Source organism: Nostoc mirabile CHAB5784, from assembly GCF_020829645.1.
Classification (GTDB): Bacteria; Cyanobacteriota; Cyanobacteriia; order Cyanobacteriales; family Nostocaceae; genus Nostoc; species Nostoc mirabile.
In genome coordinates this window covers 25,834-46,038 of sequence record NZ_JAIVFS010000037.1, presented here as the reverse complement: position 1 = coordinate 46,038, position 20,205 = coordinate 25,834, and the positions used below count along the sequence as shown (strand labels likewise).

Genomic DNA, 20,205 nt, shown 5'->3' with positions numbered 1-20,205 from the left:
AATTAGTAAGTTTCTACGTGCCAGCGACCGGCTTTCTTGAGTTGCTTCTGGTAATCACTCCAGGTTACGTCTTCCTTAGCAGCAGCAGCAGTTAAGGCTGCATCAATACCTTCTTCCATACCGCGCAAACCGCAGATGTAGGTGTGGGTTTTTTCATTTTTAATCAACTGCCACAATTCATCAGCATGTTCTGCTACGCGGTCTTGAATATACATTCTACCGCCTTGGGGATTTTTTTGTTCGCGGCTGATGGCAGCAGTGAGGCGGAAGTTATCAGGATATTTTTGTTGAATTTCTTCCAGTTCTTCCTTATATAAGAGGTTTGGAGTTGTTGGTACGCCAAATATTAGCCAAGAGAATCCTTTAAATTCGTATTCTGGGTTAGCTGCTCTTTCCGCATCTTTAAACTGACGCCACAGATAAGCCCGCATCGGCGCAATACCTGTTCCGGTTGCCATCATGATGACATTAGCATCAGGGTCATTGGGTAACAACATTTCCTTACCCACAGGCCCGGTAATTTTTACCTCTTCCCCTGGCTTGAGGAAACACAGGTGGGTAGAGCAAACCCCGTAGACTGTTTCGCTAGTTTCTGGGTGCTTATACTCCAATTGACGGACGCACAGTGATACTGTCTTGTCATCCACATCATCGCCATGACGAGTTGAGGCGATAGAATATAGTCTGAGTTTTTCCGGCTTGCCGTTCTTGTCCAATCCTGGCGGAATAATCCCAATACTTTGACCTTCTATATACTTTAAATCACTGCCAGATAGGTCAAATTTAAGGTGTTGAACAATACCAATACCGCCTTCTTTGACTAGCGGTTCATTAGATATTACCTTGCCAATAAACGGAGCATTGGGACGGTAAGTGTTAACAGGAACGTCACCGTGGTCTTTTTTGGCTTTCGCTTGAGTCATGGTGTTGCCTTTCTTGTCCTTGTTCTGTTCTTCAGCACTATGAGCATTCACAGGTGTGGCTTTACCATTCCCTTCACTGTTAGCAGTTTCCCCAGATGTAGCTAACTTGCTGACAACGCTTGTAGCATTCCCAAGTGAGGCTTTACCATTAACTGGCTGTAGCGCAGTTACAGGTTGGATGCTAACAATTGTGCCGCCTAGACGAGTGATACGTCGCATTTCTTGATTCATGCGGTTGTAAGGCACTCTGATGAACACACTGCCACTTTTCCGAATTGGGTAGTTAGTTTGATCAGTTTCTTCACTCTGACGCAAACCCACCACTTCATAAAGGAAGATGCGGCTACCTAATTCTGTGTTGGCAGCACCCTCAACAGCACCTTGATTGTACATTCGTTCTACCACTCCGATAATTTACTTAACCGTTTTTCAAAAAAAAACTATTCCCCTACCTTGCCAGCTTTAGTTTACCGGATTTTCGTTTCACAAAACTGGCCATGAAGGAAAAACGGCATCATTAAATTAATGCCTTGCTAAGTACACTCACCAAAGACATGCAGGCATAGCAAAAAACACACCTGTTCACCTTCTAAGGTAAAGGATAAGTCTTGTGGAGAATGTTAATAATGAGTCAATTTAATCTTTTTTTCGCTAACTGCCACCCCCATCAGGGAGATAGTTTTTTACCTTATTACCCAACAAGCAACTTAAAGGGGCAGATATTGTAGGAACCTTGCTTCGATTAGTGGAAGCTACTGCTCAGTTGACTTCCAAAAATTGCGGTTGCGCTTGCCTACTCCAAGGGTTTAAATCGGAAACGTCAATTCCGGAAGGTTTTTTTCCGATTGGTTTTACTTCTTTAAATCTACTATCTCGGAATATTGTTAGCTATATTCATGACCTGTCTATGGATAATGACATGACTCTGACAACTCAAGCTACAAAGATAACGACATAGAGAATGGTGATTCTAGCAACTGTAATCAGTTTCACTTGATGTGAAAAATCTGTCAACCCCTATCAGTACTTGGCCATAACGTCAACGCTTCTATCTGGGCATATCTATAAATTTACAGCCAATAATTTGACTAATGCAAGTTCTTTGCTCATTCGTTGGATAGATTTTTGCTTTGAATATATTAAGTATTGTCGAGCAGGAATTACAATTTAGGAACATCAAAAAATTCGCGGCAATAATAAATTATACCATTTTGTCTTGTTTATAGTCACAAGTAGCGGACTGATAAAGGCGCAACGCTGATGGGCGGTGCTGATCCCCATTTTTAAATTAACAACTAAATCAACAAAAAAATGATTCATGAACCACCCTAATTCTTCTTGAGAGCAATCTTGTATGGGATACCCCCTTCTGTTAAAATCAAATATACCACTAGGATTAAATACTTACCGGCACCAACATTCAGGCTAGTCCGACGAGTAGCAACTTAATTACTTTTGTTGCCTACTTGCTTGGTGTCTTATAGATGTGCTAGGTAGCAAGAACGCAGGATAAACCAAAGGGGTAAACTCCTGGCTTCAGAATCTGCTGTGTGAAAAAATATTGAGACAATTTTAGTATTTTAGAGGAGATTTATGACAAATAAGCCGGAACGCGTGGTACTAATTGGAGTAGCCGGAGACTCTGGGTGCGGGAAATCTACGTTTTTGCGTCGTTTAATAGATTTGTTTGGTGAAGATTTAATGACAGTCATTTGCTTGGATGACTATCATTCCCTGGATCGCAAACAGCGTAAAGAAACGGGGATAACGGCACTAGACCCCAGGGCAAACAATTTTGACTTAATGTATGAGCAAATTAAAGCGCTCAAAAGTGGTCAAGCGATTGATAAGCCGATTTATAACCACGAAACTGGCTTAATTGATCCGCCAGAGCGGATAGAGCCGAATCACATTATAGTTGTTGAAGGGCTGCATCCTTTATATGATGAGCGGGTGCGATCGCTAATCGACTTCAGTGTATATTTTGACATTAGTGATGAAGTCAAGATTGCCTGGAAAATCCAGCGAGATATGGCTGAACGCGGTCATCGCTACGAAGATGTCTTAGCGCAAATCAATTCCCGCAAACCTGACTTTGATAAGTTTATCGAACCACAAAGAGAATTTGCCGATGTGGTTCTCCAAGTATTACCCACGAACTTGATCAAAAACGACACGGAGCGCAGAGTCCTGCGGGTACGTATGCTCCAGCGTGAAGGTAAGGAAGGCTTTGATCCAACCTACCTATTTGATGAAGGGTCAACAATCAATTGGACTCCTTGTGGACGCAAGCTGACGTGTTCTTATCCTGGTATGCAACTGTACTACGGTTCAGATGTTTACTACGGCCGCTATGTCTCAGTACTAGAGGTAGATGGTCAATTTGACAACTTGGAAGAAGTAATTTATATCGAAACCCATCTCAGCAATACATCTACTAAATATCAGGGTGAATTGACTCACTTGTTACTCCAACACCGCGAGTATCCAGGTTCCAATAATGGTACTGGTTTCTTCCAAGTGCTTACAGGTTTGAAAATGCGTGCTGCCTATGAGCGGTTGACAGCTACGGAAGCAAAGTTAGCGGTTCAGGTTTAAAAACAGCAGTGTTTGTGTCAAAGTTTATAGGGGCGCTGCTGGGTGTCCCTTTTTTTTGTGTTATTAAATACATTTTACCCACAAAATAATTAGCATAGATTTATCTTTTTTATAGATACTTACCCTATAGCTAGTGGTTTTTATCAATATTCAGAAGATACTAACTACTGAAGTATAAATATTGTTATGATTTCATAAATTAATGTAAGTTCAACGGCTTGTGTGGTGTTCGCCTAACGAGGTGAATCAAAAGACCTCTAAGAGGTTTTACTACGCAAAACCCTCCCTCTCCGATGGGTGAGAGGGACAGACTTGAACTAAAGTTCAGGTCAGGGAAAGGTTCGTCGAACTCACGTTAAATTTAGGTAGTTGAACTAAATACTCACATTTAGTCAGCTAAAAAACTCAAGTCAGGAGGAATTTCCTTTGTCTCGTCGATATTTATTTACCTCCGAGTCAGTCACCGAAGGTCATCCAGATAAAATCTGCGATCAGATTTCTGATACCATTCTGGATGCCCTACTGACACAAGACCCCAGCAGCCGTGTCGCTGCTGAAGTAGTAGTTAATACTGGTTTGGTGCTAATCACTGGCGAAATAACCACCAAAGCCAATGTAAATTTCGTCAATCTTGCCCGCAAAAAAATTGCCGAAATTGGCTATACCAATGCTGATAATGGCTTTTCTGCTAACAGCACCAGTGTTCTGCTAGCTTTAGACGAACAATCACCCGATATCGCCCAAGGCGTTAATACCGCCCAAGAAACCCGCGAACAAGATAGTGATGAACAATTTGACAAAATTGGCGCGGGCGATCAAGGTATAATGTTCGGTTTTGCCAGCAACGAAACACCAGAACTGATGCCCTTACCCATCAGTCTCGCCCACCGTATTGCTCGCCGATTGGCAGCAGTCCGCAAAACAGGTGAACTGTCATACCTGCGCCCTGACGGTAAAACCCAAGTAACTGTGGTCTACGAAGATGGACGCCCAGTAGGTATTGATACTATTCTAATTTCCACCCAGCATACAGCCAGTATTGGGGAAATCACGGATGAGGCGGCTGTACAAGCCAAAATTAAACAAGACCTCTGGTTAGCAGTGGTTGAACCTGTTTTTGGCGACATTGAAATTAAGCCTAATCAGGAAACACGTTTTTTAGTCAACCCCACTGGCAAATTTGTCGTTGGTGGCCCTCAGGGAGACTCTGGTCTGACAGGACGGAAAATAATTGTTGACACCTACGGTGGTTATTCACGGCATGGTGGCGGCGCTTTTTCCGGTAAAGATCCCACGAAGGTAGACCGCTCTGCTGCTTATGCGGCTCGTTATGTGGCGAAAAATATTGTCGCTGCTGGGTTGGCAGAAAAAGTTGAAATTCAGCTATCCTATGCTATTGGCGTAGCGCGACCAACAAGTATCCTAGTGGATACCTTTGGCACCGGTAAAGTGGAGGAAGAAACCTTACTGGAATTAATCAACCAGCACTTTGAACTCCGTCCAGCAGGGATTATCCATACCTTCAACTTACGTAACTTACCAAGTGAACGAGGCGGACGTTTTTATCAGGACGTCGCGGCTTACGGTCATTTTGGGCGGGCTGATTTAGACTTGCCTTGGGAACAGACCGATAAAGCCGAATTGTTGAAGCAAGCAGCAAACGAGTCACTTTCGGCAGTAGTCGCTCAGGCACTAACTTAGACTTATACGCTACTGCAAAAACTTAGTTTATATATCTGAGGGTATTGGCAAGTTGTTAAGTTGCCTATGCCCTCATTTTTTGGTAGCCACAAGAATATTAAAAGGGATTAGGGATTGCGGTAACCTGCAATGACTACGTAGGCATAAAAAATATTTCGGACATAGGTCAATACGGTTCACTTAAGGCTAGCACTCTTTGTCAAAGTCGTTTTTTTTTACGAACCTTATTAGGCGCAGAGAAGCCAGTGCGCCCTTGCGGTTAAGAGACTTGAAGCAACTGGGGCGACACAGAGAGAGAAGAAAGAGAAGGAAAAATTGCTTAACTGAACTGTATTGGGACATAGGTAGCGTGCAGTCCCTAAAAAATATATGATTTGGACTTTGCAATAGTTGAATTGTTTTTTTGAAATTTTAACCCTATCCAGGGTGTTAAGCTGTCGCGCAGAGATTAGCGACAACTATTTCGAGAGGAAATTATGCAAGAGTCTGTGATTTATCAAGATATCCTTCAAAAAGGAAGACAGCAGGAAGCGCTAGCACTTGTAAAATGCGAACAATTGCAGAAATTAACGAAAAAATCAGCCGCCAACGTGCGGTGGTGTTGACAACTGAAGAATTAAAAGCACGAGTTGTAGAAATCGGTGTGACTAAAGCTGCTAAAGAAGTTGATGTAATTACCACTGGCACGTTTGAGCCGATGGAATCAAGTGGTGCAATTATCAATCTCGGACACACTGACCCCCCGATAAAAATTCGCCGATGCTGGTTAGATGGCATACCAGCATACTCTGGTTTTGGGGCAGTAGATTTATATTTGGGTGCGAGTTCTGCTATGGAGACGATGGATGGGGAAGAAGTCCGAGAACGTGGCGGTGGTCATGTAATCGAAGATTTGATCGCTGGTAAATCTATACACGTAAAAGCGCAAGGGCAAGTAACAGATTGTTATCCCAGAGCAACTTTTGAAACTACAATTACCAGTGAAACGATTAATCAGTTCTATTTATTCAATCCGCGCAATCTTTATCAAAATTTTATTGTTGGTGTAAATGGTGGCGATCGCCCCCTCTTCACCTATCTCGGCCCTTTACAACCGCGTCTGGGGAATGCAGTTTACTCTAACCCCGGTGCTATTTCTCCTTTACTCAACGATCCCGATTTGCAGCTCGTTGGTATAGGTACTCGAATCTTTTTAGGCGGTGGTATTGGCTATGTCGCCTGGGAAGGCACTCAGCACTTTCCTTTACAAAAGCGTTTAGCTAATCGTACACCGGTTGGGCCTTCAGCCACTTTAGCTTTAATTGGTGATGCCAAGCAAATGGATGCTCACTGGGTGCGGGGATGTTACTTCAAAAGTTATGGCCCCTCATTGATGTTAGGTGTTGGTGTACCACTCCCTGTATTAAATGAACAAGTAGTTGAACACTGTGCCGTCCAAGATCAAGACTTAGTAGCCCCAATAGTGGATTTTTCCATTCCCCGGCGCGTCCGTCCCACCTTTGGTTTGGTGAGTTACGCCCAACTCAAATCTGGGCGGATCACCATTGAGGGCAAAGCTGTACGCTCTGCCCCCTTAGCGAGTTTGTTTTTTTCTAGGCAAGTCGCCCTAGAGTTAAAAAAGTGGATCGAAGCAGGTACGTTTACCCTGACAGAACCAGTTTCCCCAATTCCGATGGAGCGATCTTTTCTACCCCAAGACCGTAGGACGGATTTTTGATATTGGGGAGTGGGGAGTAGGGGGAGCAGGGGAGGCAGAATAAGAACTTCTGATTATTGAGCCATGCCCCATCCCCCATGCCCCATGACCAATTCCCAATTCCTACTCTTGAGTTGGTTTCGGTCGCTTGATGGGCTTAGGAGCGGGTGTTTTAGGTATAGGTTTTGACACCACAGAGGTGTCACCGCCTGCGCCTGTTTTCTTGATAGGACGTGGGGTTTCGCCACTGCGTCTGGGGGGGAATGGTTTTCTACCACCAGCACTACCGCCACCGCCAGCACGAGGGCCACCTTTGAATGGTGGTTTGCGTTTTTTGGGCAAGTCAGCGATCGCCTCAGCTTTTTCTACTATCAAAACGTCAGCTTCTCGCTTGGCTTGGAAGTCCCAGAACTTTCCTACTGCTTTGGTAGTCAGCACACCCCTCAATTTCAATTTAAAATACTTGGGTTTCTCAGTTGGTTTGCGTGCAGCCTGCCTAATTTTGACTACCAAGCTCTTAGCGTCAAAAGATTGGTATACTACCTCACCACGAACAGAAAAACCACCATCTGCAACTTCTGATGAGGGAATTACGGGAATTGTACTTAGTTCAGAGTTTTCGGATAAGCCATCATCGGGAATCTGTAACTCTTGCAACTCCAAGTCTGACTCGTCTTCATCTGTTGAGTTTTTTGCCAGATTTTCTGGCTCCCAAACTCCGACGATTTGGATGTGCAAGGTATCATTCTCTTGTCTTGTGCGTGGATATACTACCCACAAGTGTTCTTTTTCTAAGTCTAGATGATTCTTGACTAAGCTCATAATCCGGCCTAGGAGGACGGCATTGAGTTCTACACCATCTGTGGTCAGCAGCGTACCTTGAGTAAATTGTTCGCTGCTAGCATGATAGCGACCCCTAACTAACCCGATCGCTCGATATTGCATCGGCTCACTGGGAGGCGGAATCGGTTGCTGTCGATTTATTAAGTTGCCATTTGAGTCAGTTTCAATGGGGTTGACAGGCGAATTTTCAGGTTTAGAGGACTGGACTGCTACTGTATTAACATTAGGGGATGCCCCTATGTTAGTTGGGCCCTGGTTAGAGGCAGAAGAATTGGAAGATTCAGGCAACGGCATCAGGTCGGAATTCATAAAAACTCCTTGCGGCACAGACACATCCCATTGTGGGATTTTACAAAGGCAGCTGGAAAGAGCATTTGTGCGACTGATGAAAGTATATTTGCTTTTCACAAAGTCACACTAGGGTACTCTATACAATACTAAAGGCGCTAAATTGAGTGTATAAACACTAAACGTGTAATTTAGCGCCTTTACACTAGTTTCGGAAGCATATCATAGCTACAATTCTGACGGCTCCTCCTAAAGTCATCACTTACTTTAGCAGTGTAAATAGTTAATTGTTATAAAATTCACAGGCAGTTGGCGATATTCCGCAAAGTTTTGGAAATTTTTAACTTTACGATTTGTGTAAATGATAATGTCATTAAAATTTAGGAGAAAGACAAAACTGTGTCTCAACCGCGCAATCGTTGGATAGTTCAAATCGTCTTGGCGGTGGCAATTCTCGCTTTTGTGGGTGTTTCGGTGATTCCCATAATTGGAGCATTTAATAATACGCCACCCTCAAACCAGAATACCGCTAGCACCAGAGGCACTTTGACCTCTGCTGACCAAAAATCAAAACTGGAAGACGAAGTACGGGGTTATGAACTGGTTTTGCAAAGGGAACCAGAAAATCAGACTGCGCTTAAGGGCTTATTACAGGCGCGGCTACAATTACTGAGTCAAAAAGAAAAAAGTGAGGTTAAACCAGCTGATATCCAAGTTGTCATTGAACCTTTAGAAAAGTTAGCGAAACTGAATCCCGAACAGTCAGAATATTCAGTGCTACTGGCTCAAGCCAAACAACAAATTGGCGATCGCGAAGGAGCCGCTCAAGCTTATCGCTCGATTTTGTCCACCAAACCAGGCGATTTGAAGGCTTTGCAAGGAATGGTGGATCTGTTAATAAGTCAGCAACGCCCGGAAGCAGCCATTGGTTTGCTGCAAGAAACCCTTTCTAACGCGGCCCAAGCAAATACAATTCAGCCTGTAAGTGTAGATACAGTAGCCGTGCAGGTGCTGTTAGGTTCTGTTCATGCTTCCCAGAAACGGTACGATCAAGCTAGCTCTGTATATGACCAGGCAATTAAAAAAGACCCCAAGGATTTCCGCCCCGTTATGGCAAAAGCGATGCTCCTGAAACAACAGGGCAAAGATGCAGATGCAAAACTTTTGTTTGATAGCGCCGCAGCTTTAGCACCTGCTCAGTACAAAGACGTAATTAAGAAGGCAGCAACACCTTCCCCCCTCCCTAATCCTGCTGCATCTCCCGCGCCTTCACCGGAAAGTACTCCAAAGTAATGGGCATTGGGCATTGGGCATTGGGCATTGGGCATTGGGCATTGGGCATTGGGCATTGGGCATTGGGCATTGGGCATTGGGCATGGGGCATGGGGCATGGCTTAATAATCAGAAGTTCTTATTCTGCTTCCCCTGCCTCCCCTGCTCCCCCTGCTCCCTGCTCCCCTCACGCTCCTTCAATGGCAGCAATGACACCAAAGACTAGAAACAGGCATCCGCCAATCAGGGTGAGTTGACGCTCGGAAATGCGTCCGGCAATCATTTTGCCGCCGATAACTGCGATCGCAGCACATAAGGCATGTCCTAAAATTGCACCTATTGTCACTCCAATGGGATTATTACCTGCTGCTAGGGCAATGGTGGCAATTTGGGTGCGATCGCCCCACTCTGCCATAAATGTCAACACAAAGGCTTCTATGACAATTGCCAAGGAAGTCTTTTGCTTTGGTAACTGCAAATCTGCTTTTTTCACCGCAGCTTCGGCCTCTTCTATAACTTCTGTATCACAAGCAGCAGGAGACATCTTACTAGCGTCATATAACAGCTTGAGACCAAAGGCAATAAACAAAACTATTTCAGCGTAATGAATATAAACTTTTGGTAAAAAAGATACCGCTTGTCCAAATAGCACCGAAAGGATTGTCATCGCGGCTAAAGCAGCTGTCACACCTGTAAATACCAGCCGCCGCGAGTGGTGCATTGCCAAAATCACAGCAATAAAAAATGTTTTATCGCCTAGTTCTGAAACTGTTATTAATAATAAACCTGCGGTAAAAGCTGTTAACACTCTCTCAAGCTCCTGAAAAATCGTTTACCGATGTGAAGCTTGATGAGAACCAAAAGACCTCACCAAGTTAACACTTTTCGGTGTGAACTTAGTGAAGGTCTCGCTTTCAAATATTTATTACTTGCCACCTGAACCAGGCTCATCGCCAGTATGTTGATTCAGATGTACTGGCTTTTATATTTTTTGCCAGCAGCTACTCCCCTTCAATGCGACTATCATTATACATCTGTTATGGGTAGAAGTCAAAAGTAGCGAATACAAAGGTATAACTTGTACAGAGAACGAAGCTGCACATACAGCCTGATTCAGTGCTTACTGAGGTAAAAACTCATCATCTGTGACTTCTGGTAGCTGATATGGACATAACAGAGGAAAGGATTCCACTGATAAACCAGTTTCAGCTTTTGCTTGCTTAATCGCTTGTGCATAACACTCCGCAAAGACGCTCTCAAAATAGGATTTAAGACTAGGCGAATCATCTAGAGCTTCTTTGACACGTCTACGATGTTCAATGATGCTTCCTTCCCAGCTACCGCTTCTTTTTTCAGGCTGAAATTGCCATTTGAGCAAATGCACCAGAATTACAATCAGATTACTCTTGAGGCTCCGACGCTCACTCCTTCCCATGTCGGCAATTTCTTCGATGAGGTTTTCCCAGTCCACGTTCGCGTAGTCGTGACTTTGCAATTTTTCCACAGTCGTTTCTATCCATTGCAAGTAATCCGTGTCATATAGCGTTTGGGAATGCGCCTTTAGGGAAGACATGGCAGTTTCCATCGGAAATGGTTAGATAATTTCTCGTAAGTAAGTAGACACAATTAAATGTAAGATGTCATTGCGAGCGAAACGAAGTGAAGCGTAGCAATCTCAGTCTTTGCGATTGCTTCACTTCGTTCGCAATGACGAACTATCTTATATTTAATTATATCCATCTACTTACATCTTTACGATTAACATCGGTGCGTTAACAGAGTGTAACGCACCTTACGGATTCTAAGAATTACGAGGTATTAATTTTGTCAGAGGTGTAGTCTCGCGTTCTAGTATGTAAATTTTGCTATGTTCTGTTGATTCATCAGCATCGAGTGGAACGGTGAACCAAAACCTTCTCCAACGCTGCGTTTTACCTTTGCCATCACTCACCTCACCTTTAGAGGTCATTATCAAGTAAAAATCAAATTATTGCATCCTTCGGTCATGCTAGTCTAACCAACTTGGCGCTTAGTTCCCACATGCGATCGCCTTTTTCATCATCGCGGGCTTGAGGAGAGACTTTTTGAACAAAGGACTTGCCATCTTTCTTCTGGCGATTTCCCCAACTCCAATAAGCACCAGATTGATTGTACTCAGGATCGGCAACTACCGCAGCAACCCGTTCTCCTGCCAACTCCTGAGACACGTATCCCCCAGTGATGTACTTCTGGAATAAAGGAAAGATTTTCTGAAACAAAGGATAGTGGTTTCTAAATAGCGGCGTTTCTGCAACACATCCCGGATAGAGAGAGCTGAAGGCGATACCGGTTGACTCGTGATAGCGCCGATGCAGTTCCCGCATAGTCAGCACGTTGCAAACTTTGCTGTCCTTGTAAGCTTTTACGGGTTCAAACTTCTTGCCATCAATCATCGAGATTGGCTCTTTAAATCCTTCTGCAAAGCCTTGCAAATCGCCCAAGTCAGGACGCGGCGGAATCTTCCCACCCAGTTCGTCTGGATTGTGGGTAACAGTTCCCAAAATTACGAGCCTTGGCTCTGAAGATGACTTCTTCAGATCCTCTAGCATCAGGTTGCACAAAAGGAAATGTCCGAGGTGATTTGTAGCAACACTTAACTCAAATCCTTCTGGGCTTCGCAGTGGCTCCTTTAACAAAGGCATATAAATTGCGGCGTTGCATACCAAAGCGTCTAGGGAGTTGCCACTTGCTCGGAAGTTCTTCACAAATTGTCGAACGCTATCCATTGAGCCAAGATCGATATGCATGATGGTGTAGCTACCCTGGTGGGGGATTCCTACAGATTGGGCTGCAAGTTGAGCCTTCGCTATATCCCTACAGGCCATCACTACATACCATCCCCTTTCAACAAGAGCCTTGGCAGCGTACAAACCGACCCCCGAAGATGCACCTGTGATTATAACCGTTGGCTTGTGATGTTGTTCCATTCTGTTCAGCCTCCATTGACTGTCTCTAGGATCTCACACCAGTGAGCCATCATTGTCACCAGCTTTTTCGATGCTGGATTAGGCTGAACTAACCCGTACTCTAAATAATAACTCTAATTGTCGGTATTGATTATGAAGACCAGGTAGTTTACTACAAATACTTTCTTACACATACTGAATACGATAAAGGCAAATGGAAAAATGACTTTTACTTTTGACGAAACTGCTTATCGCAATCTGGTAGCTGAAGTTGCTCCCAAGGTAATTGAGACGGAAGACGAATATGAACGTGTGTTGACAGTGGTAGAGCGTCTAACCTTTGCGAAAAATCGCACTCCAGAGCAGCGAGTTCTACATAAATTGCTGGTGAAGCTGATTGAAGTATATGAAACACAGAACTACCCGATGGATTTATCTGTGCCTCATGAGATACTTCAACACATCATGGAAGCAAGTGGAACCCGTCAAGCTGACTTGGTAGGCGTTATTGGATCGAGTGGTGTGGTGTCTGAGGTTGTTAATGGTAAGCGTTCGATTAGCAAGGCACAAGCTAAAATGCTTGGTGATTACTTTAAGGTTTCACCTAGCCTATTTATCTAAGCCTCAATTTAAAATATAGGCGATCGCTTCTCACTCAGTTCGATTGAGTTTCTCTAAAAGGAGAGCTTTTACCTCGCTCTCAGGATTGTCAAGATCGAAAGGATAAGGGTGTTGTGTAGCGGAGTCACAACGACTCATCAAAACTTGCAATGCAGCCCGAAACGCTTCTTCCTGATTTCTATGTTCTGAAAGATATCGTTTCAGTTCAGTATTGGTCATCTGGTTTAGGTTCTGCATCATACAACAAATTTCCAATTCCCATATTGATTGATCAATTTTGACTGCAATCTCATCGTTCAAACCAGCTTGAATATAAAGCGTTTTCAACTTTTGGTCGTAGCGGAAAACCTGGATGGACTGATACAGATTAGAAAGTAACTGGCAGCTTAAATATATTTGTGTTACATCTATATTTATATAGAGTAAATACACAAGGATATATGATGCCAGTTATCAGAATACCTGATCCCATTTACAAAAGGCTCCAAGCCCTGGCTGTCCCTTTCGAGGATACACCCATCACTGTTATTGAGAAGTTATTGAATGAATATGAGGCACGTTACCAGCCTCAGCAAGTTTCTGAAACCGAGAATTATAGAGTTCTTGAACCTGATACTCCAAGCAATTTGCACCATACCAGAGTGCTTCGAGCCGTCATTGGTAGTCAAGAAATTCATCAACCGAACTGGAGCAAAATCGTCGATACAGCACACGAAATTGCTATTCGACAAGGATTTTCTGTAGAGGAACTCATGAAGCTAACCCTTGCCCATGTTGTTAAGGGTGAAAAAATTAATTCTGGTTTTCACTACTTGCCAGAGGTAAACATTTCGATACAAGGTGTAGATTCAAATCTAGCGTGGCGTAACACTTTGCACTTAATGAAAAATTTGAAAATGCCAATCGAAATATACTTCGAGTGGCGCGACAAAGAGGGAGCAGCGTATCCCGGTGAGAAGGGGAAGTTCATTTGGAATGCTAAATAGGATGTGAGAATCACAACTATGAGAGCATCGCTGGATGGGTTTATATGATTAAATCCGTTACATATAAATTTATAAAGAAAAAATTCATGGACGAGCTACAACCAAGAGTAGAACAGCTACAATCCTTATATAGACTTTGCCATCAACTTACAAATGTGATGTTTCAGCCAATTCACATCGTGCGATTAGATGAACGATCGCTCAATATATTTATATTAGCTGGGCAAAATGAAGGAATAGAGCTAGAAATTACGCCCGATGGTAGTATAGAACCATGAATGTAGTATAGAACTATGAATAAAGTAAACTATGCAGCAATGAGCGACCAAGAGCTAAAGGGTTACTTTCTCACCCACAAGGATGATAAGGAAGCCTTTTATGCTTACATGGATAGACGAAAATCTCGTCATCGTGATGCTGCAATAAAATTAAGTGATCCGGCTTGGGAAGAAAAGATAATAGCTGTGATTCAGAAACAATTAGGTTCTGATTGATAACTTAATCATTTCATATTCTTTAGGACTTACGCAAGAGTTACGGAATAACGAACCACAGAGGCGCAGAGGACACGGAGAAATAAGAGTTTGAGAGATATTTTGCGTAAGTCCTATTCTTAATCGAGGTGGACAAAATTTTTCTAGTCCCCTCGATTTTCCATATAAATTTACTTTTTGCTAATACTTCCGCTCTTTTGGCTCAAACATAGTAATTGCCACCGGACGATATTGAATGTCAATTCCGGCTGGTGAATAGTAAGCCATTGTGTGTTTCAGAAAGTTAGCATCATCTCGCTCGGAATAATCTTCGCGGAAATGAGCGCCACGGCTCTCTTGGCGATTTAAAGCTGATGCTAAAATAGTCTGTCCCACTATCATCAAACTTCGCAATTCCAAAGCTTCCACAAGTTCTGTATTCCAGCAACTACCTTTGTCATCTAAATAAATTTGTGGATATCGCTGTTGTATTTCTTCTAGTTTGTGCAACCCTTCACTCATTAATGCCTCAGTACGAAAAACACCGCAGTAATCAGTCATACAATCCTGAAAGGCTTGACGAACTTGGTTAATGCGGTACTGTCCTGGTTGTTCTAGCAAAGCTTGAATTTGTTGCTGGGCTTCCGTTACATATCGTTGCTCATCCACAGAGGGCAACTTACGTTTTTGCACAAATTGCGCGATCGCAGCCCCAGTTCTCTTACCATAAACGACACATTCCAGCAGAGAATTACTCCCCAAACGATTAGCACCATGTACGGAAACACAAGATGTTTCGCCAGCAGCAAAGAAAGCATCAACTAAACCATCACCACTACTGCGGACTTGCCCATCGGTATTAACTGGGATACCACCCATACAATAGTGAATTGTCGGGCGGACTGGCATAGGTTGAGTTACCGCGTCAACACCTACCAAACGGTGTGCTTCTTCCCAGCAGAATGGGACGCGACTCATAATTTTTTCTTTGCCCATGTGGCGTAGATCCAGATAGACAAAGGGGCCACCAGCACTCCCATCGAGATGAATACCACGTCCGGCGCGAATTTCGTAAGCGATCGCTCGTGAGGTAATATCACGAGGAGCCAGTTCCATGCGACTGGGTGCATAGTTCGCCATAAAGCGATCGCCTTCACTATTTATCAGATACGCCCCTTCACCCCGTACCGCTTCTGAAATCAACACCCCTACCGGATATAAACCAGTGGGATGAAATTGGACAAATTCCATATCTTCCAGGGGTAAACCTGCGATCGCAGTCATTGCCAAACCATCACCAGAAGAAGCGTAATCATTAGAGGTAGTGTTATAAACGCGACCATAACCCCCTGTGGCAAACATCACCGCCTTGGCTCGCACCACCTCTATACGTCCATCCAAAAGATGGAACATTACCACACCCTTCGCCTCATTTTCTGACAAAATGAGACGCATCACATACCATTCTTCATAAACTTGCACCCCATAACGCCGCAAGTTATTAACCAATTCGTGCAAAATCGCGTGACCGGTCTTGTCAGCAGCGTAGCAAGTGCGGTTGTGGGAATGTCCGCCAAAAGCCCGTTGGGCAATGCGCCCATCGGGTAAGCGAGAGAACAAAACGCCCATGTGTTCCAAGTCAATTACCACATCTGGTGCTTCTTGGGCGAGAATTGCCACAGCATCTTGGTCTGCCAAGTAATCAGAACCCTTGACAGTATCAAAAGCATGTGCTTCCCAAGTATCTTCTGAATCAACATTTTTCAGCGATGCAGCCATACCACCTTGAGCTGCCACCGAGTGAGAACGAATTGGGTGGGTTTTGGCAACCACAGCAATATTTAAATTAGGGTCAGTGCGGGCAATTTCTACAGCAGCCCGACATCCCGCCAATCCACCCCCGACAATAATCACATCGTGTTCCAGCATAATTAGCCCTTGATTGCAAACCACTGCTGTTCTATTGTAGAGACGTGATTAATTAGGTAGTGCGATCGCATATTTACTAGGACTTACGCAAAAGTTACGGAATAACGAACCACAGAGGCGCAGAGAAGCCAGTGCGCCCTTGCGGTTAAGAGACTTGAAGCAACTGGCGCGGCACGGAGAAATAAGAGTTTGAGAGATATTTTGCGTAAGTCCTATCTACGAAAAAATCCCTGCCTATAGACAGGGATGCTATTACAAATTTTGAGAAAAGTTAAAAACGAAGAGTTAAGTCTTCACTTATAATTCCTGTACAGACGCGATTAATCGCGTCTACTTATAATTCCTGTACAGACGCGATTAATCGCGTCTCTACTCCTAACTCCTAACTCTTCAGCTAGTCGCTTGTACAGGTTGTTGCTGAGACACATTACCTGGTATGGGTTCCATTTTGGTTTCAGGCCCTACAGGACTGACTTCAATATGATTTAACAAGGTAGTGACAAAGGCAAACAACAAGAAAGGTAGCGAAAGCAGAACGACAAGACCAGCTGTTGCTAAAGCGTACACGGGCCGCTTGGCACCCATAAGCGCCAAGGCTGATGCCAAACTTAGGGTAATTGTAATCAACCAAACAATTATTTGACCGTAGATATCACCGAAAGTCAGGGTACAGACAAACCGATATTTTTGAGTATTATTTCCGCTCATCACATTTGCCTCAAGTCTCTCCTAATAGGTTCTACGTTAGAACTATGTTTGCCTTGTAGACAATTTCTAAATATTTTTGCAAGCTTCGTAATATAACTTCATAATCAACTTTTTTTGTTACAAAGCACAATTTCTAGTGCAGCATGACGGAAATACACCAACCATACGCTACGGGAAGCCCTTCTTTTGTAGTCGCTACTTGGAATTCTTTTCTTCTCTTGTACTACGGAGTTAGCACAAAAACTAAGAGAGCTAGGTGTTGATATAGGCTAAGTTTTTTGTTAAAAGTTTTCGCAATCCTAATGACCTCCTTAACAAATAGACTCTTTGCTTAAAGCAAAAATAATTTTTGTCATCTGCCAAATTCCAGATATTTAGGATATGGTATTTAATTTTTTGATAGTAAATATTAACTAAATAAATCCAGTAAAGTCAGAATGGAAAAACCAATTTTTTGATGTTAAATTTTGAGTATTGCCCGAATTTGTTGACTTTAATCAACAAAACCCTTTATTTTTCGTGGCAATATTGTTTTAGGAGTGAACGTGAATACTATTTTTTTTCGTAAAAGTGTTTTTTGGTTGCCAAGTATAGCTGCTCTTACAGTCCTGAGTAGCGGCTTATCTGCAAGTGCCCAGACAGTTGACAAGGTGAGCAGTCAAGCATTAACCGACCCTTCCGCAACCGTAGCGTCTCCCAACGAGTTTAGTACAGAACTAGACACTGTAAGCCAAAATCTTTCTACAGAAACAACTGAAACATTTACAGTAACAAATTTAGCTAAGGTACAGCAGCCCCCAAACGCTGAGATACAGGAAAACGCTAGTGTAACGCCTACACCCATTCCAGGCACAGTAGCAACCTCATCTGCAACACTTACCTCAGAGTTTGTACAACCGACTTCTCAAACTACTGTTCAACCATCTGCTACCAAAGTGGCGCAATCAGATATTGATTTAGGTACAACTACCCGTGGTGGCAGCAGCTATATTGGTGTCGCTGCTAACATTGGTTTGAGTGGTGGGGACACGTCTTTGGGTGACGGTAACTTCGCGGTAGTCAGCAAAATTGGACTGACAAATGCTATATCGGTGCGACCCTCAGCTGTATTTGGGGACAACACCACAGTTCTAGTTCCGATCACCTACGATTTTAGCTTTCAGCCAGCAGATGCTTTTAGCGAACCGTTAGCGATCGCACCTTACGTTGGAGTGGGTGCAGCTTACAAAACTGGTGATGATTCGCAATTAGCCTTTTTAGTATCTGGTGGCATTGATGTGCCTCTAACTCCTCAATTCACAGCAACGGCTGCTGTGAATGCCGGATTTTTCGATGAAACTGATATAGGCTTATTGTTAGGAGTTGGTTACAACTTTACTGGCTTTTAAAAGTTAGGAGTTAGGAGTAGAGACGCGATTAATCGCGTCTGTACAGGAGTTATGAGTTAGTAATATTTCATTCATAACTCTTAACTCCTAATTCCTAACTTTTTACTTGGGGGTAACTTTATCAATTACCTTGATTTTGCCATCGTCTCCTACTGTCCAAACATCGTAAACACCGACGACATCGCCGTTAGCATCAACATCTACGTTGCCACTGGCTCCTTGATAGTTAATCTTTTTACCATCTTTAAGTAACTTCAATCCTTCGCAGACATCGGTAACTTCCGTGCCAGGCCCATCAGCCACTTCACGGATTTTGCTAGCTATACCAACACCTGTATTTTCCTTAGCAGCTTGTGCCGCCAATGTCAATAACGCAGCCGCATCCCAAGCTTGAGGAGCATATTCTCCTGGCGCACCACCCTTTTTATCCTTCCACAGCTTGTTGAAAGCTTCTAGGGCTTTACCATTGGAACCGGGTACTGTACCGATCGCTCCAGTTAAAATAAATTTATCACCATCTTTGCCAACTTGTTCTGGGAAACTAGGTGATTTCACGCCATCTGTTAGTAAAATTTGCACTCCCTTCGTCACACCTTGCTGATAGGCGGCTTTTAAGAACAGACTACCAGTTTCTGCATACAACACAGCTAGGACTGCATCTGGTTTACCAGCAAAAGCAGCAGCCGCTTCTGTATCAAATGTCTGGGCTTTCGGGTCGTAGCGGACAGGCTTATCTTTATTAACTATAGTTCCACCCAATTTTTCAAAAGTTTGCACAAATGCTTTTTCAAAACCAACGCCATAGTCGTTATTAATCACGACTGTAGAAACTCGCTTGAAACCTTTTTTTCTGGCAAGTTGGGCTAAAGCTAGTGCTTGGTAGGTATCTGGGGGAGCAGTACGCGCCCAAAAGCCTTTATAGTCGCCTTTTTGGGCCTTTTCAGTAAAGACAGGACTAGTACTACCAGGGGAAACCAGCATAACTTTATTCGGTGTGGCAATAGAGACTGCTGCACTAGAGACGCTACTGGCAAAGGAACCAACTACACCTGCCACTTTATCTAAAGTTGCTAGTTTGGTCATACCGGCTGCACCCGCTCTGGGGTCGGTTTGGTCGTCTACTTGCACCAAGTTGACTGGTTCGCCATTTACCCCACCGCAAGCGTTGACCGTATCGACGAGTAAAGGGACAGAACCTAGCATCTGCTGTCCTACAGAAGCCAAGTCGCCTGTTGTCGGTAACAGCGAACCAATTTTTAGCCCTTGAGCAGTGCTTGTAGTAGTTGAGTTGGCTGCTGGGGTAGCGGTACTTCCGTTGTTAGCTGCACCATTGGGGGTACTATTATCACCACAAGCCCCAACTAGGAACCCAATTGCTAGGGTAGTTATACTGAAGGTTAAGGCGGCACTAATTTTTCTCATAAGTAACTTTGACTCCTCGGATATTTAGGAGCCTAAAAGTAAGATTCAAACTAGATTTTTAAGTTAGCTGGATCTTATCAAGACTCCAAAAGATAAATCATATCATCCATCTTTAGGAGTAGAAATATTTACCATTAGATTAATATTATCGTTTTACACAGAATATACTCTGTGTATCAAAAGCTCGAAAACGGAGAGGGAGGGATTCGAACCCTCGGTACGGAGTTGCCTGCCGTACAACAGATTAGCAATCTGCCGCTTTCGACCACTCAGCCACCTCTCCATGACTCACGAATATTAATGTTACCAGATTTGTTTGGGAGAGTCAATAGTCATTAGTCATTGGTCATTAGTCATTAGTCATTAGTCGTTGGTTATTTATAAAATACTAAGGACTAAGGACTAGGGACAA

Annotated in this window: 21 protein-coding genes, 1 tRNA gene and 1 pseudogene; 10 read left to right on the top strand and 13 right to left on the bottom strand. The window is 43.5% G+C overall.

Annotated features, from left to right (window positions below; genetic code table 11):
- Positions 1-2: 2 nt before the first annotated feature.
- Positions 3-1,316: a bifunctional rod-capping linker CpcD/ferredoxin--NADP reductase PetH gene (cpcD/petH, locus tag LC653_RS22490; protein ID WP_229496961.1), complete on the bottom strand. Its 1,314-nt coding sequence runs from the start codon at positions 1,314-1,316 to the stop codon at positions 3-5.
- A 655-nt stretch (positions 1,317-1,971) separates the two neighbouring features.
- A complete protein-coding gene (locus tag LC653_RS47430) occupies positions 1,972-2,100 on the bottom strand; it encodes a helix-turn-helix domain-containing protein (RefSeq protein ID WP_372478208.1) in 129 nt (42 codons plus the stop codon).
- A gap of 416 nt (positions 2,101-2,516) precedes the next feature.
- Here LC653_RS47430 and LC653_RS22485 point away from each other — a divergent pair, with 416 nt between their 5' ends.
- The 3 genes from LC653_RS22485 to LC653_RS22475 all read left to right on the top strand — a co-directional run bounded on the left by LC653_RS22485 (position 2,517) and on the right by LC653_RS22475 (position 6,939).
- Positions 2,517-3,521, top strand: a complete 1,005-nt coding sequence (locus tag LC653_RS22485; protein WP_229460473.1) for a phosphoribulokinase — start codon at positions 2,517-2,519, stop codon at positions 3,519-3,521.
- Positions 3,522-3,947: 426 nt separating this feature from the next.
- Positions 3,948-5,222, top strand: coding sequence for a methionine adenosyltransferase (gene metK, locus LC653_RS22480; protein ID WP_229496960.1), 1,275 nt, complete (start codon positions 3,948-3,950; stop codon positions 5,220-5,222).
- 547 nt (positions 5,223-5,769) lie between these two features.
- Positions 5,770-6,939, top strand: coding sequence for a homocysteine biosynthesis protein (locus LC653_RS22475; protein ID WP_229496959.1), 1,170 nt, complete (start codon positions 5,770-5,772; stop codon positions 6,937-6,939).
- A 102-nt stretch (positions 6,940-7,041) separates the two neighbouring features.
- Here LC653_RS22475 and patR read toward each other — a convergent pair whose 3' ends face one another.
- Positions 7,042-8,070 carry a heterocyst master regulator PatR gene (gene patR / locus LC653_RS22470; protein WP_229496958.1) on the bottom strand — a complete coding sequence of 343 codons (1,029 nt, stop codon included), beginning with the start codon at positions 8,068-8,070 and terminating at the stop codon, positions 7,042-7,044.
- Between the two features lie 378 nt (positions 8,071-8,448).
- Here patR and LC653_RS22465 point away from each other — a divergent pair, with 378 nt between their 5' ends.
- A complete protein-coding gene (locus tag LC653_RS22465; protein ID WP_229496957.1) occupies positions 8,449-9,342 on the top strand; it encodes a tetratricopeptide repeat protein in 894 nt (297 codons plus the stop codon).
- A 166-nt stretch (positions 9,343-9,508) separates the two neighbouring features.
- Here the strand turns inward: LC653_RS22465 and LC653_RS22460 are convergent, their stop codons facing one another.
- The 4 genes from LC653_RS22460 to LC653_RS22445 all read right to left on the bottom strand — a co-directional run bounded on the left by LC653_RS22460 (position 9,509) and on the right by LC653_RS22445 (position 12,287).
- The gene (locus tag LC653_RS22460; protein WP_229496956.1) at positions 9,509-10,129 is read right to left on the bottom strand and encodes a TMEM165/GDT1 family protein; all 621 of its coding nucleotides are present in this window, start codon (positions 10,127-10,129) and stop codon (positions 9,509-9,511) included.
- A 312-nt stretch (positions 10,130-10,441) separates the two neighbouring features.
- A complete protein-coding gene (locus tag LC653_RS22455; protein ID WP_229496955.1) occupies positions 10,442-10,894 on the bottom strand; it encodes a DUF29 domain-containing protein in 453 nt (150 codons plus the stop codon).
- A gap of 228 nt (positions 10,895-11,122) precedes the next feature.
- Positions 11,123-11,290, bottom strand: a complete 168-nt coding sequence (locus tag LC653_RS22450) for a hypothetical protein (protein WP_229496954.1) — start codon at positions 11,288-11,290, stop codon at positions 11,123-11,125.
- 34 nt (positions 11,291-11,324) lie between these two features.
- Positions 11,325-12,287 carry a protochlorophyllide reductase gene (locus LC653_RS22445; protein WP_229496953.1) on the bottom strand — a complete coding sequence of 321 codons (963 nt, stop codon included), beginning with the start codon at positions 12,285-12,287 and terminating at the stop codon, positions 11,325-11,327.
- A 104-nt stretch (positions 12,288-12,391) separates the two neighbouring features.
- On the opposite strand from LC653_RS22445, the gene LC653_RS22440 reads away from it, so the two are divergent.
- A complete protein-coding gene (locus LC653_RS22440) occupies positions 12,392-12,505 on the top strand; it encodes a type II toxin-antitoxin system HigB family toxin (protein WP_372478210.1) in 114 nt (37 codons plus the stop codon).
- Positions 12,489-12,887, top strand: a complete 399-nt coding sequence (locus LC653_RS22435; protein WP_229483147.1) for a helix-turn-helix domain-containing protein — start codon at positions 12,489-12,491, stop codon at positions 12,885-12,887. The genes LC653_RS22440 and LC653_RS22435 overlap by 17 nt, the downstream gene beginning before the upstream one ends.
- 30 nt (positions 12,888-12,917) lie before the next feature.
- Here the strand turns inward: LC653_RS22435 and LC653_RS22430 are convergent, their stop codons facing one another.
- Positions 12,918-13,163, bottom strand: a complete 246-nt coding sequence (locus tag LC653_RS22430) for a DUF6887 family protein (RefSeq protein ID WP_504828431.1) — start codon at positions 13,161-13,163, stop codon at positions 12,918-12,920.
- A gap of 3 nt (positions 13,164-13,166) precedes the next feature.
- Positions 13,167-13,319, bottom strand: a pseudogene (locus LC653_RS47425) (DUF6888 family protein); the annotation flags it as partial.
- Positions 13,320-13,327: 8 nt separating this feature from the next.
- Here LC653_RS47425 and LC653_RS22425 point away from each other — a divergent pair.
- The 3 genes from LC653_RS22425 to LC653_RS22415 all read left to right on the top strand — a co-directional run bounded on the left by LC653_RS22425 (position 13,328) and on the right by LC653_RS22415 (position 14,367).
- Positions 13,328-13,873 carry a T4SS efffector SepA family protein gene (locus LC653_RS22425; protein WP_229496951.1) on the top strand — a complete coding sequence of 182 codons (546 nt, stop codon included), beginning with the start codon at positions 13,328-13,330 and terminating at the stop codon, positions 13,871-13,873.
- Positions 13,874-13,959: 86 nt separating this feature from the next.
- The gene (locus tag LC653_RS22420; protein WP_179065927.1) at positions 13,960-14,151 is read left to right on the top strand and encodes a DUF6888 family protein; all 192 of its coding nucleotides are present in this window, start codon (positions 13,960-13,962) and stop codon (positions 14,149-14,151) included.
- A 15-nt stretch (positions 14,152-14,166) separates the two neighbouring features.
- Complete coding sequence (locus LC653_RS22415; RefSeq protein ID WP_229496950.1) at positions 14,167-14,367, top strand: DUF6887 family protein; 201 nt, start codon at positions 14,167-14,169, stop codon at positions 14,365-14,367.
- A 180-nt stretch (positions 14,368-14,547) separates the two neighbouring features.
- On the opposite strand, the gene LC653_RS22410 is transcribed toward LC653_RS22415, so the two are convergent.
- On the bottom strand, positions 14,548-16,275 hold the full coding sequence (locus LC653_RS22410) for a succinate dehydrogenase/fumarate reductase flavoprotein subunit (protein ID WP_229496949.1): 1,728 nt from the start codon (positions 16,273-16,275) through the stop codon (positions 14,548-14,550).
- A 390-nt stretch (positions 16,276-16,665) separates the two neighbouring features.
- Positions 16,666-16,983 carry a hypothetical protein gene (locus LC653_RS22405; protein WP_229496948.1) on the bottom strand — a complete coding sequence of 106 codons (318 nt, stop codon included), beginning with the start codon at positions 16,981-16,983 and terminating at the stop codon, positions 16,666-16,668.
- A 545-nt stretch (positions 16,984-17,528) separates the two neighbouring features.
- Here LC653_RS22405 and LC653_RS22400 point away from each other — a divergent pair.
- Positions 17,529-18,371: a hypothetical protein gene (locus LC653_RS22400; RefSeq protein WP_229496947.1), complete on the top strand. Its 843-nt coding sequence runs from the start codon at positions 17,529-17,531 to the stop codon at positions 18,369-18,371.
- Between the two features lie 102 nt (positions 18,372-18,473).
- On the opposite strand, the gene LC653_RS22395 is transcribed toward LC653_RS22400, so the two are convergent.
- Both LC653_RS22395 and LC653_RS22390 read right to left on the bottom strand, forming a co-directional pair.
- A complete protein-coding gene (locus LC653_RS22395) occupies positions 18,474-19,793 on the bottom strand; it encodes an ABC transporter substrate-binding protein (protein WP_229496946.1) in 1,320 nt (439 codons plus the stop codon).
- 191 nt (positions 19,794-19,984) lie between these two features.
- Positions 19,985-20,076: transfer RNA gene (locus LC653_RS22390), tRNA-Ser, on the bottom strand.
- Between the last annotated feature and the right edge of the window lie 129 nt (positions 20,077-20,205).

Coding starts and splice junctions, on each gene's coding strand:
- cpcD/petH (WP_229496961.1), bottom strand. CDS start 1,316: ATGTACAATCAAGGTGCTGTTGAGGGTGCTGCCAACACAGAATTAGGT.
- LC653_RS47430 (WP_372478208.1), bottom strand. CDS start 2,100: ATGTTCCTAAATTGTAATTCCTGCTCGACAATACTTAATATATTCAAA.
- LC653_RS22485 (WP_229460473.1), top strand. CDS start 2,517: ATGACAAATAAGCCGGAACGCGTGGTACTAATTGGAGTAGCCGGAGAC.
- LC653_RS22475 (WP_229496959.1), top strand. CDS start 5,770: ATGCGAACAATTGCAGAAATTAACGAAAAAATCAGCCGCCAACGTGCG.
- patR (WP_229496958.1), bottom strand. CDS start 8,070: ATGAATTCCGACCTGATGCCGTTGCCTGAATCTTCCAATTCTTCTGCC.
- LC653_RS22455 (WP_229496955.1), bottom strand. CDS start 10,894: ATGTCTTCCCTAAAGGCGCATTCCCAAACGCTATATGACACGGATTAC.
- LC653_RS22450 (WP_229496954.1), bottom strand. CDS start 11,290: ATGACCTCTAAAGGTGAGGTGAGTGATGGCAAAGGTAAAACGCAGCGT.
- LC653_RS22445 (WP_229496953.1), bottom strand. CDS start 12,287: ATGGAACAACATCACAAGCCAACGGTTATAATCACAGGTGCATCTTCG.
- LC653_RS22435 (WP_229483147.1), top strand. CDS start 12,489: ATGACTTTTACTTTTGACGAAACTGCTTATCGCAATCTGGTAGCTGAA.
- LC653_RS22425 (WP_229496951.1), top strand. CDS start 13,328: ATGATGCCAGTTATCAGAATACCTGATCCCATTTACAAAAGGCTCCAA.
- LC653_RS22420 (WP_179065927.1), top strand. CDS start 13,960: ATGGACGAGCTACAACCAAGAGTAGAACAGCTACAATCCTTATATAGA.
- LC653_RS22415 (WP_229496950.1), top strand. CDS start 14,167: ATGAATAAAGTAAACTATGCAGCAATGAGCGACCAAGAGCTAAAGGGT.
- LC653_RS22410 (WP_229496949.1), bottom strand. CDS start 16,275: ATGCTGGAACACGATGTGATTATTGTCGGGGGTGGATTGGCGGGATGT.
- LC653_RS22405 (WP_229496948.1), bottom strand. CDS start 16,983: ATGAGCGGAAATAATACTCAAAAATATCGGTTTGTCTGTACCCTGACT.
- LC653_RS22395 (WP_229496946.1), bottom strand. CDS start 19,793: ATGAGAAAAATTAGTGCCGCCTTAACCTTCAGTATAACTACCCTAGCA.